This is a genomic window from Limnofasciculus baicalensis BBK-W-15 (assembly GCF_024178385.1).
In the GTDB taxonomy this organism is placed as follows: domain Bacteria; phylum Cyanobacteriota; class Cyanobacteriia; order Cyanobacteriales; family Coleofasciculaceae; genus Limnofasciculus; species Limnofasciculus baicalensis.
The window spans coordinates 1-12,537 of the sequence record NZ_JAMZMM010000176.1 but is presented as its reverse complement, the minus strand read 5'-3'; the positions used below and the strand labels follow the sequence as shown (position 1 = coordinate 12,537).

7 protein-coding genes are annotated in these 12,537 nt (G+C 41.9%); 4 read left to right on the top strand and 3 right to left on the bottom strand.

All coding sequences use genetic code 11. The annotated features are described in order from the left end of the window. The 3 genes from NJ959_RS17145 to NJ959_RS17135 all read right to left on the bottom strand — a co-directional run. On the bottom strand, positions 1 to 1,126 hold a 1,126-nt coding region (locus NJ959_RS17145; RefSeq protein ID WP_254012957.1), incomplete at its 3' end, for a hybrid sensor histidine kinase/response regulator. A 141-nt stretch (positions 1,127 to 1,267) separates the two neighbouring features. Continuing rightward, complete coding sequence (locus NJ959_RS17140) at positions 1,268 to 5,650, bottom strand: PAS domain S-box protein (RefSeq protein ID WP_254012956.1); 4,383 nt, start codon at positions 5,648 to 5,650, stop codon at positions 1,268 to 1,270. 146 nt (positions 5,651 to 5,796) lie between these two features. Next, complete coding sequence (locus NJ959_RS17135; RefSeq protein ID WP_254012955.1) at positions 5,797 to 7,020, bottom strand: methionine gamma-lyase family protein; 1,224 nt, start codon at positions 7,018 to 7,020, stop codon at positions 5,797 to 5,799. A 100-nt stretch (positions 7,021 to 7,120) separates the two neighbouring features. On the opposite strand from NJ959_RS17135, the gene NJ959_RS17130 reads away from it, so the two are divergent. The 4 genes from NJ959_RS17130 to NJ959_RS17115 all read left to right on the top strand — a co-directional run bounded on the left by NJ959_RS17130 (position 7,121) and on the right by NJ959_RS17115 (position 12,401). After that, entirely contained in the window at positions 7,121 to 8,032 is a 912-nt protein-coding gene (locus NJ959_RS17130; RefSeq protein ID WP_254012954.1) for a branched-chain amino acid transaminase, read from the top strand. Positions 8,033 to 8,341: 309 nt separating this feature from the next. Then, positions 8,342 to 10,327 carry an AMP-dependent synthetase/ligase gene (locus tag NJ959_RS17125; protein WP_254012953.1) on the top strand — a complete coding sequence of 662 codons (1,986 nt, stop codon included), beginning with the start codon at positions 8,342 to 8,344 and terminating at the stop codon, positions 10,325 to 10,327. A gap of 125 nt (positions 10,328 to 10,452) precedes the next feature. Next, positions 10,453 to 10,905 (top strand): YlqD family protein, encoded by a 453-nt coding sequence (locus NJ959_RS17120; RefSeq protein WP_254012952.1) that lies wholly within the window; start codon positions 10,453 to 10,455, stop codon positions 10,903 to 10,905. A 203-nt stretch (positions 10,906 to 11,108) separates the two neighbouring features. Continuing rightward, the gene (locus NJ959_RS17115; RefSeq protein ID WP_254012951.1) at positions 11,109 to 12,401 is read left to right on the top strand and encodes a dihydrolipoamide acetyltransferase family protein; all 1,293 of its coding nucleotides are present in this window, start codon (positions 11,109 to 11,111) and stop codon (positions 12,399 to 12,401) included. Positions 12,402 to 12,537: the final 136 nt, after the last annotated feature.

The window sequence follows — 12,537 nt, the reverse complement described above, 5'->3', positions numbered from 1 at the left end:
CCACAGTAAAGATCGATCCTTTAGGCTGATTATCTTCTACAAATATCCGACCATTATGAGCTTCAACAACCATTTTACAAAACGCCAGTCCTAATCCAATTTGAGATACTCCACTCACTATATCTCCTATTTCATATTTATTAAATATCCGTTGGCGCTTATCTTCACTAATTCCTGGGCCAGAGTCTATCACTTTAATAATTGCTTGTGAAACTGACTCTTTTTCCGGTAAAGTTAATAACATTTTTTCATTGCCATTTTTACCTTCATCTATTGAATCACTAGGATATTCAACATGCAAGATTACATCACTTTCAGGTGGCGAAAACTTAATCGCATTCGAGAGTAAATTTTCGATTACCCGATGAAATAAATTGCTATCAACTAAAACCAATGGATTGGGATTAGCTAGCTCTTTAACCAGATGAATTTTTTGATAAGTGGCAATGCCTTGAAACCTTGGGCAAACCATTGATGCTAATTTATTGAGATCCACAGGAAGCCGATTCAATATCATCTTTCCTGATTCCATCTTTGCCAGGAGCAATAAGTTGTCAATCATCGAACTAAGATCTCGTCCAGAATCGAAAATAATTTGCAATCTTTCCAGATTTCTTTCATCCGACTCACTATCTAATAATAACTCGCTACAGAGCAAAATATTTGTGAGTGGATTTCTCAAGTCATGCACAATCATCCGAGACATATCTTCTCGCAGGTGCAGCGTTGCTTCTAAAGCATCATATTGCTGCTTAATCCGTAACATTGAGTGAACTCTTGCTCTCAATTCAATACCACTCACAGGTTTAGCTAAAAAATCATCAGCACCAGCTTCAACTGCCCTAGCTAAATCTTCTTTTGAGTTGAGTGCTGTAATCATAATAATGGGAATATGTTTCCACTGGGGATCGGATTTAATCTTTTGGCAAACTTCCAATCCATCCATATCTGGCATCATCACATCCAGTAAAATGACATCAGGTTGGATGGAATCCAAAGAGTTTAATGCTTCAACACCACTGGAGACATAGCTTAAGTTATAAGCCTCTCGATAGAGATGTGCTTCAATCACATCAAATCCATGTGGCTCATCATCAACAATCAAGACAGAGTTTTGTTTATTCATGGTGATTAGTTGTTGGTTGTTGGTTGTTGGTTATTTGTTATTTGTTATTGGTTTTTTAAAGTGATAGATTCACGACGACGGATAATAACTAATTATCCATTTCCCCGACAAAGACCAAATAACTAATAACCAATAACCAAATTAATGAATATATTGAGTAATGATCTTCATAAGCATTTTCAAACCAACTGGTTTTGTTAGATACTCGTTTGCACCTGCAATAACACATTTTTCTCTATCTCCAGGCATTGCTAGTGCTGTGAGAGCAATAATTGGAATCTGCACGAGATCCGGTTCTTTTCTAATCCAGCGAGTCGCTTCTAACCCATCCATCTCTGGCATTTGAATATCCATTAAAATCAGATCTGGCTTTTGCTCCTTTGCCATTTCAACTGCTTCCAACCCATTTCTTGCCAAGTTTACCCGATATCCGTGAATCTGCAAGTAATCCATCATGGTAGAAATATTTGATTCATTATCTTCTGCTAATAAAATTAGGGGCGATTTTTGTTCTGTTGGGGATGTGACAACTAACGCTGTGTGAGCTGAAAGTTGGGGTGATTGAGAGAAAATATGACTTAATGCTAACTGAAATTCCTGACGAGAAAGGGGTTTGAGTAGGTACTGAGAAGCTCCCAGTGATAAGGCTCGCTCGCGCTCATCTACGACTGAAATAACCAGCACGGGGATTTGTTGAGTCGCGGGATTGGCTTTTAGTTGAGATAGAACTTCTAATCCAGAGATATTGGGTAGTAAAAGATCTAGGATAATCACATCTGGTTTAAATTGTAGCGCGGCATCAACTGAACCTTCACCCAAGGGATGAATTGTTGTCGCTGTACCGATTTCACCCAAGTATCGAGCCACCTGTTTCGCGGTAATTTCTGAGTCTTCAACAATTAATGCTTGGTGAATGTTTGGTAATTCCCATAGATTTTGTTCTCTTTCTCTGACATTTTGCTTTATTGTATCAGTTTTAGTCCAAGGAAGAGTAATAGTAAATCGACTCCCTTTGCCAATCTCACTGAAGAGAGAAACACTACCACCATGTAACTCGACAATCCGCCGCACGAGAGCTAAACCCAAACCCGTACCTGCATAACGACGGGAGAGACTACTATCTAATTGTACAAAAGGTTTAAATAGGCGAGCAATATTTTCTGCTGCAATACCGATTCCCGTATCCGTGACACTAAATTGTAAAATTTCTTCATCTGAGTTACTTTTAACTTCAAGATCAACCTTACCACCTTCTGGGGTAAACTTCACTGCGTTACTTAAAAGATTGATTAAAACTTGCCGGATGCGACGCTCATCTACAGCAATATTACCGATGTTTTTTTCAATTTTGGAGCTGAGGTGAATCTTTTTATTATGGGCTTGCTGTTTGACAAATGTTAAGCTGGATTCACAGAGACTTTCAGGATAAACTGAGGCAATTTGCAGCTCCATTTTACCAGATTCGATTTTGGATAAATCGAGAATATCATTAATTAGAGCCAGCAAGTGCTTACCACTATTTTCAATGGTAATCATTGACTTCCGTTGCTTTTGAGTCAACTCACCATATACCTCTTCTTGTAAAGCTTCAGCCAAACCAAGAATGGCATTGAGAGGGGTTCTTAATTCGTGACTCATACTCGTGAGAAACTCATCTTTCAGACGAGTTGCCCTGGCTAACTCAGCATTAGCTAGACTAATTCGTTCGCTACTTTGGCGCAATTGTTCTTCAGCTTGCTTACGCTTGGTAATATCATAAACTAATGAACAAGACCATAAAAGATGTCCATTCTCATCTAACACTGGACTTGTAGACATATAAGTCCAAATAGGCGTGCCATTTTTAGTTTTTAATTTAAGTTCTTTTTTCTCAACCCAACTTAAATTGCCAGGATCAACATCCGAGTTAAATTGTATTTCCTTCCCTTCATCCATAAATTCAGAAATCGGATGTCCCAAGATTTCTGATTCAGTGTAACCGAGTATCCGCGTCATCGCATGATTGACATAAGTTGTGCGAGATTGAGCATCAATTACCCAAATACCTTCTTCAGCAAGTTCCACTATTTGTTGGTATCGGGTTTCACTTTCAACAGCACGACGTTCCAGACTTTCATTGAGTCTTTTAATCTCTTCTTCCGTTTGTCTACGCTCAGTAATATCGAGCAAAAATGTCATGACAAATTGACTATCTTTAGTTTGAATGGAACTTAGTCCCGCCTCAATTGGAAACTCACTCCCATCTTTCCGTCGAGCGAATAAGTTTTTGGTTTTGCTCATCTGACGCTTGCTAGGGTGAGTTTGATAGCCAGCACGGTGATTAGTATGGTGGTGGCGATATCGTTCGGGGATCAAAACCTCAACCGTTTGCCCTAATACTTCAGTGCGATTATATCCGAATAATTCTTCAGCTTTAGCATTAAAAACTACAATTTCTCCCTTGGGGTTTGTAACAATAATCGCTTCAGAAGCAGATTCTAAAAAGGCACGGAATTTAGCTTCGCTATCTCGCAGTGCTTCCTCAGCTTCTCTCTTTTCAGTAATATCTGTATGAGATCCCACCATCCGCATCACATTTCCTGCATCATCCCAAAGCGCCTGTCCACGAGCTAGAATCCATTTGTAAAAGCCATCTTTGCAATGGAGGCGATGTTCTGTAATATAAAAGGGAGTTTTCCCCACAAAATGGTCTTTAATCGCTTCCATCACCCAACCTAAATCGTCGGGATGAACTCGTTTCGCCCATTCATCTAAATGATTGAGAATTTCGTCGTCTTCAAAGCCTAGCATTTCTTTCCAACGAGCGGAAAAGAAAACTTCATTACTTCTGACATTCCAATCCCAAATGCCATCATTATTACCCCGTAGTGCTAGCTGCCACCTTTCCTCACTTAAACGTAATGCCTCCTCTGCTTCTTGATGTTCAATTCTGGTACGCAATGTGATAATTCCATAGGCAAGATCGTTTGCTAATTCAGTCAGTAATTTTACTTCATCCTCATCAAAAGCATTGGGTTCCTCTCCATAAATATTTAAAGCTCCGAAACAATAATTTTCATCAGATAATTCAGCATTAATTAATGGCAAAGAAATTGTAGCCGCGTAATCTTGTTTAATGGCTGATTCACGCCAGGGGAAATAACTAGGATCGGTTAAAACATTTTGGATAATATGAGTTTTAGCAGTACGAATAGTCGTACCTACAGGTCCTCTACCTTCTTCTGTGTCAGACCAAGTAATTTGTAAGGATTCAATATACCCTTTTTCATATCCAGATTGAGCTACGGAACGGACAGTTTTAGCTTCATCTTGTTCGGCAAAACAAATCCACACGCAACGATAACCACCACATTCAATAACGATGCGGCAAATATCTTGTAATAGGGTGACTTCATCCGTGGCACGGACTACAGCTTGATTACATTCACTGATAGTTTTGAGCGCTCGATTTGCCTTACAGAGGTGTTGCTCTGATATTTTGCGATCGCTAATATCTTGAGCGACTAACATTCCTGCTAAAACTTTACCATACTCGTTGAGAATTGGCAGGACATGAGCAAGGTAAAATCGGTCGGCGTAAGGGATTTCAAAAGTTATCGTTCCTCCCGCTAAAGCTTCCCGATAAATAGGTTCTAGTACCGAATATATTTCTTCTGGGAATAGTTCCCAAATAGTTTTCCCTTCTAATTCCTCTTTAGTTAAACCAACAATTTCTAATCCAGTACCATCTGCTAACAAATAGCGTAAGTCAGAATCAAATAGGAAAACTCCACCATTGGGAAAGTTCTCAACTACAGCTCTATAGAGAGTTTCTGTTTCCCGCCAATTGCGATTGCTCTCAATTAATCTTCGCTCCAATCGATTCAATAAGTAACCTGCTAATAGCGAACTAATCGTACCGATTGCCGCTGACAAAATCACAACCAGCCAAGTTGAAATTTGCTGCTTTTTTAATAGTTCATCGCTCTCGAGCTTAATCCGTTCCGCTTCCGCGATAAACTGATTGATTTCTCCTCGCAATCCGTCCATCGTTGCCTTGCTAGTAAGCATAATGGACGCTAATTGAGATGACTCAAAAGATTTCGGTGATTTGCTATTTAAAAGCCGAAGATTTTGCCGCAACAGATTGACTCTAGTGTTGGCTAACTCTTGAATCGCTTTAAGTCGTTGAGATTGTGCGGGATTATCATCAACTAACTCCTCTAGTTTGGCTAGACATTTGGGAATTGTCGCGATCGCAGATTCTAATGGTTCGATAAATTCTTTACTATGAGTAATATCGTATCCCCTAACTCCCGTTTCCGCCTCCAACAAAGCCGTCAGCAATCGTTGCGATTCCAGGTGGATTTCGTGAGTATGTTGTACTAAGTTTTCCGCTTTGATTGTATTCCATTGCAGCCAAGCAAATGTGGCTAATGATGTCACCAAACAAGTTACAGGAATCGCTAGGATTAGTTTCCTTTGTTGACGAAAGGGAAGAGTTATCTGCCTTATTCGTCGAGTGGGGAATGGGTTGCTTGGCATTCGCTGTGCCTCCGATGGCAGGAGATCTTCTCCTATTGTGTATCAGATAAGCTCCTGTGCATCTAAATTGGATATTTACATTTTTGAAAGGGGTGTGGGTTTTCTGGTGTGGGGTGTGGAGGTATCTAAATTAAGTGCGTAACAGCTTAAGCTATACCTACAGCTTCAATCGCAGCCTCAAGTGCGATCGCAATATGAGTCCAATGAGTCCCTCCCTGACAGAATACAATATAAGGTTCTCGTAATGGTCCGTCTGCGGAAAATTCTGAAGTACTCCCATCAATAAATGTCCCACCCGCCATGACTAATTCACTTTCATATCCCGGCATTTCACCTGGTACTGGATCTAAATAGGAACCAATGGGAGAATGTTGCTGAATTGCTCGACAAAAGGCAATTAATTTGTCTGGCGAACCTAATTTAACCGCTTGAATTACATCGCGGCGAGGTGCAAAGGGTTTCGGATTAACTGGATAACCTAATTGATCGAAAATATAGGAAGTTAAGTGATTCCCTTTCATCGCTTCTCCCACCATTTGCGCCCCTAGGAATAACCCTTGAAATAGTAATCTATTTTGGTCAAATGTCGCACCACCAGAAGAGCCAATTCCTGGTGCAGTCAGGCGACAGGTTGCCGCTTCGACTAAATCTGCCTTGCCAGCAACATAACCACCTGCTGTGACAATAGTACCGCCAGGATTTTTAATTAGAGAACCTGCCATTAAATCTGCACCAACAGCAGTAGGCTCCAATGTTTCTATAAATTCGCCATAACAGTTATCGACAAAACAAATAGTATCAGGATTCTGTTGTTTGACAATACTAACGATTTTGGCAATATCAGCAATAGAAAGACTGGCACGCCAGGAATAACCACAGGAACGCTGAATCAAGACTAATTTAGTACTATTATTGATAGATTCTTTCAATCCTAACCAATCAATTTCTCCTGGTGAAGTTAAATCTAACTGACGGTAATTAATCCCAAACTCCCTTAAAGAACCTTGACCCTTACCCCGCAAACCGATTACTTCTTCGAGAGTGTCATAAGGCGCACCCGCAACTGCTAGCATTGTATCACCGGGACGGAGAACCCCAAACAAACAACATGCGATCGCATGAGTGCCAGAAACAAACTGTACCCGCACCGCCGCTGCCTCCGCACCCATCACATCGGCAAAAACCCGATCTAACGTTTGACGACCTAGATCGTCATGGCCATAACCGCTTACACTAGCAAAATGATGAGTACCCACCCGATGACGGAGAAAGGAATCCAAAACTTTTTGGAGATTTTGCTTGACTAGGGTGTCAATTCCGTAAAATATGGGGAATAACGCCTTTTCTGCTGCCTCTAGTTGTTCTGACATGAACCTCTTTGATTAAGAATCCAGAATCCCTGAGCCTTAATTCTAGAGAATAAGGCGTAAACAACCAATACCTCTAACCCATAAACTCTAACCTCTTCCCATGAATAATTTTTTACCAATCGTTTACTTCCGCAATCAGTTTATCCCCTTTGAGGATGCCAAAATTTCCATTGCTACCCATGCTTTGCATTACGGTACAGGTGCTTTTGGTGGATTGCGTGGTATTATCGATCCGCAAAATCCCCAGCAAGTATTGTTGTTTAGATTAGATAATCATTGTCAGCGATTAAGCAACAGCGCTAAGTTCTTACATTACGATTTACCCGCTGATAAAATCAAAAATATTATTGTTGAATTTGTCAAAAAGAATAATATAGATAAATCTTTTTACATTCGACCTTTTGTTTACACCTCAGACTTAGGACTCGCTCCCAGACTTCACAATATCGAAAAAGAATTTTTTGTTTATGGATTAGAATTAGGAGACTATTTATCTCCAGATGGTGTTACCTGTAGGATTAGTTCTTGGTATCGCCAAGAAGACCGCAGTTTACCCTTAAGAGGTAAAATTAGTGGCGCTTATATTACGTCATCCTTAGCGAAAACTGAAGCAGTGGAATCTGGCTTCGACGAGGCACTTTTAATGAATTCCCAAGGAAAAATCTGCGAAGCATCCGGGATGAATGTATTTCTAGTCAGGAATGGACAACTAATTACTCCCGGGTTCGATCAAGATGTGTTAGAAGGAATTACTAGAGATAGTATTCTCACTCTGGCTAAAGATTTGGGTATTCCCACCATTGAAAGATCCGTGGACAAATCAGAACTATTTATTGCTGATGAAGTGTTTCTTAGTGGCACTGCGGCTAAGATTACTCCAGTCAAACGAATCGAAAATTACCAACTACCTGAATCTAAACCCATTACGGAAAAACTCAGAGATAAATTGATCGCAATTACGGAAAATCGCGATCCAAATTATCAGGATTGGGTTTATATTATTCCTAATTGACACTCCCCAGTCTCCCATACACAGAGATTTTTAAAACCTGACAGCCTTAATAGCCTTAAATCTCAGGTTCCCTTTCCTCACCACGTTGGCTTTTTGAGCGTGGTGATACCTTTTTGGGCGTTTAGGCTTACGGGATCTAGTCTAGGGCTATGGAAATTAAATGTGTGACAGGTTATTCCAGAATAAATTGTGTCCACTCCAGTCCTTTGATTGTGCTTCAGTTTGAGAGTATAGTGAAATACAAGCCTTTTCCCCTTAATTAATCCGGGGAATTGTTAATTCTGAACTACTGATTTTAGTTTCATCCCTATGCTCGCACCAAATCACAACTTGAAAAACAACCTCATCGATTACTCCTCAATTCAATCCTTACCGGAAATTTGGTCAATTGCTGCCAAAGAATTTGGTAATATTGTTGCCTTAAAAGATCCTCATGCCAAACCAGAAGTATCGATAACATACACCCAGTTGTATGAAGAAATTAAACTATTTGCATCTGGGTTACAAGCACTTTTAGGTGAAGGAATATCTACCGTACCATCCTCTGGAATTCCCCCTCGGGTTGCCTTAATTTCTGATAATAGTCCCCGTTGGCTGATTGCGGATCAAGGGATTATGACTGCTGGCGCTGCAAATGTAGTTCGTAGTTCCCAAGCGGAAAAAGAAGAACTACTTTATATTCTGTCACACAGCGGCAGTACTGCATTAGTGGTACAAGATATCAAAACATTAAAAAAACTGAGAGATGGACTCAATGATTTGCCCATTCAGTTTATCATTTTAATCTCCGACGAACCGCCACCCGCAACAGAAACATTAAAAGTAATTAACTACTCCCAACTGAGGGAACTTGGAGTAAACAATAGTCTCAAACCTATTGCTTCCCAAAAAGAAACATTAGCCACATTAATGTACACCTCTGGTACTACCGGAAAACCCAAAGGAGTTATGCTGAGTCATGGGAACTTCCTCCATCAAATCACCAACTTCCATGTAGTCCTCCAACCAGAAAAAGGCGATCGCATCCTCAGTATTTTACCCACTTGGCATGTCTACGAACGGACTGTAGAATACTACCTCCTCTCCCAAGGTTGTAGCCAAGTTTACACTAATATTCGCCATGTAAAAGCTGACCTAAAAACATATAAACCCATCCACATGGTAGGAGTACCAAGACTGTGGGAATCCATCTATGAAGGCGTACAAAAACAGTTTCGCGAACAACCACCTAACAAGCAAAAACTAGTAAATAATCTCCTCGGCATTAGTCAGCACTACATCGAAGCCAAGCGAATTACCCAAGGATTGAGCATCAATCAATTAAACCCATCAACTCTAGAAAAAATCAGCGCTACTATTCAATCTGCTCTCCTTTTTCCGCTCCATAAAATAGCCGATAAAATCGTCTATCAAAAAGTGCGAGAAGCCACAGGAGGCAAACTCAAAACTATTGTTAGTGGCGGTGGTTCCCTGGCAATGCACCTAGAGAACTTCTTTGAAATTGTCGGCTTGCAAATCCTCGTCGGTTACGGACTTACAGAAACATCTCCTGTTACTAATATCCGTCGTTCAAATCGTAACCTACGCCGTTCCGCCGGACAACCAATGCCAGAAACTGAAGTACAAATTGTCGATCTCGAAACCCGCCAACCTTTACCCACAGGAGAGAGAGGTTTAGTAATCGTAAGGGGTCCCCAAATTATGCAAGGTTATTATCAAAACCCAGAAGCCACAGCCAAAGCAATCGATTCAGAAGGTTGGTTTGATACCGGAGATTTGGGTTGGTTGACACCCCAGAATGATTTAATTTTAACAGGACGGGCAAAAGATACAATCGTACTCACCAATGGCGAAAATATCGAACCCCAACCCATAGAAGATGCCTGTTTGCGTAGTCCTTATATCGACCAGATTATGCTAGTAGGTCAAGATGAGCGTTGTATCGGTGCATTAATCGTCCCCAACCTCGACGCTCTCAAACAGTGGGCGATATCCCAGAATGACACCTTAGCTTTGCCAGAGGCAGGAGAGACAGGAGCAGAAAGCCAGGATTCAGAAGGATTCCGGAGAGGGATTAGCTTAGATAGTAAAGAAGTCTACAACTTGTTTCGCCAAGAAGTGAACCGAGAAGTCAAAAATCGCGCTGGCTATCGCCCTGACGACAATATCGGTACTTTTAGGCTGATTTTAGAGCCATTTTCCATAGAAAATGGCATGATGACTCAGACGATGAAAATCCGGCGACCCGTTGTCACTGAACACTATCGCGATATCATTAACGAGATGTTCGCCTAATTTAAGTTAAATTAGAGAGTCGGAAGGCAAGTAGCCCCTTGCTCTTAACCTTCGCTCTCAAACCTTGGGTTTTCCTAGAAATAGGAACAACCATCAGACCATTACATCTTCAATGATAAACTGATATGACTGTAGACGAATCTCAATCTCTGCTCTTAAAGCGACCAGTTAATGTTAAAGCCATTGTTACTTCCCGCTGGAAGGAAGAAGTGCAACAACAACTTCAGGGGCAAATTAACCAAATTGATGGTCAGCTACAACAGGTAGACTTGCAAGGACAAAGAGCGATCGCAGAAATTCAAAAGCAAAGTATCAAACCTGCTGGTCCTCAGACTGCTCAACAAATTGAAAACATTCAATTGCAAGTCAACCAAAAGAAAAGCGAACTGTTAGAACAGAAAAATCAACAGCTTCAGCAACTACAACAAGTCCAGATGATGGAACTCGAGCAAGAAGTAAATCAGGGTCAATTGGAGAGCTTTTTCCGCGTCTCACCAGGGGATAACTTGGTCCAGAAAATGCAGATAGAAATTCTCTTGCGGGATGGCGTTGTTGAAGAAATTCGCGGCGATCTTTGATCGTTTGTAGGAATTACAAAAACCCAACCCCCCAACCCCCTTCCCTAGTAGGGAAGGGGGAGCAATAAATCTTACTCCCAAAATCTTACTCCCCTCTCCTTTTAGGGCAGGGATCAATCTATTTAAGGCAGGGTGAGTTGTTAAGCTAAAATGGGATCTGGCACCATTGCTATTTTACCATCAGTAATTCGGAAGACCACCTCATGATCCACGAAGTTTTCATGCCCGCCCTCAGTTCCACCATGACAGAAGGGAAGATAGTTTCCTGGGTGAAATCCCCCGGTGACAAAGTAGAGAAAGGTGAAACGGTGGTGGTAGTGGAGTCAGATAAAGCGGATATGGATGTGGAATCCTTCTACGAAGGCTATCTGGCAGTCATTACCGTACCCGCAGGTGAATCGGCTCCTGTGGGCGCTGCGATCGCGCTTTTGGCAGAAACAGAAGCCGATATTGAATCAGTCAAGCAACAAGCCGCCCAAGCCACGCCAGTATCCCCAACAGCCACCGCACCCACTGCACCTGCACCCGTAGCCGTAGCAGCCGCCATCGCCGCACCCCCAGAAACCCCCAGCCAACGGAATGGACGCTCTATTGCCTCTCCTCGCGCTCGGAAGTTAGCGAAGGAGTTGAAGGTGGATTTGACAATTTTGAGAGGGAGCGGTCCCCACGGGCGGATTGTAGCTGAAGATGTGGAAGCTGCTGCCGGAAAAGTCAGTACTTCAGTCGCTGCAACAGTAGCGCCAACCATCGCACCTGTCATGGCTCCTCCTGCTACTCCCGCAGCCAAACCTCCTGCCCCACCCGTTGCCGCCACCGTACCCCTCGGTCAAATTGCACCGTTCAATACGCTGCAAAATGCCGTGAACCGAAATATGATGGCTAGTCTCCAAGTACCTGTTTTCCGAGTTGCTTACACTATTACCACAGATGAATTGGATAAGTTATCCAAACAACTCAAATCCAAAGGTGTAACCATGACAGCGCTATTAGCTAAAGCTGTTGCTGTTACCTTGAAAAAACATCCGGTAGTGAATGGTAGTTATACCGACCAAGGTATTCAATATCATAGTGCCATTAATATTGCTGTAGCCGTAGCAATGGATGATGGTGGTTTGATTACACCCGTCTTACAAAATGCAGATGAAATGGATATTTATTCCTTATCTCGCACCTGGAAAGATTTGGTAGAAAGATCCAGAGTCAAGCAATTGCAACCACAAGAATATAATAGCGGCACTTTCACCCTATCGAATTTAGGGATGTTTGGTGTTGACAGCTTTGATGCAATTTTACCACCCGGACAAGGATCTATTTTAGCAATTGGTGCATCTCGTCCCCAAGTCATCGCTACGGATAATGGCATGATGGGAGTACGCCGTCAAATGAAGGTGACTATTACCTGCGATCACCGGATTATTTACGGTGCAGATGCGGCAGGATTCCTAAAAGATTTGGCGAAGTTGATTGAAACTAATCCCCAATCTTTAACGATGTAATGGGGAGTGGGGAGTGGGGAGTGGGTTTTTTGGAGTGGGGAGTAAGTAGGTTGGGTTGAGGTAATGTAGCTTGCTTCCGCGTGGGTAACCCAACTACCTCCAACAGCTTGGGGTTGGGTTTCATTAAGCGTCATCC

Bases quoted from the DNA above. Each gene is read 5' to 3' on its own strand.
- NJ959_RS17140 (WP_254012956.1), bottom strand. From the start codon at position 5,650: ATGCCAAGCAACCCATTCCCCACTCGACGAATAAGGCAGATAACTCTT.
- NJ959_RS17135 (WP_254012955.1), bottom strand. From the start codon at position 7,020: ATGTCAGAACAACTAGAGGCAGCAGAAAAGGCGTTATTCCCCATATTT.
- NJ959_RS17130 (WP_254012954.1), top strand. From the start codon at position 7,121: ATGAATAATTTTTTACCAATCGTTTACTTCCGCAATCAGTTTATCCCC.
- NJ959_RS17125 (WP_254012953.1), top strand. From the start codon at position 8,342: ATGCTCGCACCAAATCACAACTTGAAAAACAACCTCATCGATTACTCC.
- NJ959_RS17120 (WP_254012952.1), top strand. From the start codon at position 10,453: ATGACTGTAGACGAATCTCAATCTCTGCTCTTAAAGCGACCAGTTAAT.
- NJ959_RS17115 (WP_254012951.1), top strand. From the start codon at position 11,109: ATGATCCACGAAGTTTTCATGCCCGCCCTCAGTTCCACCATGACAGAA.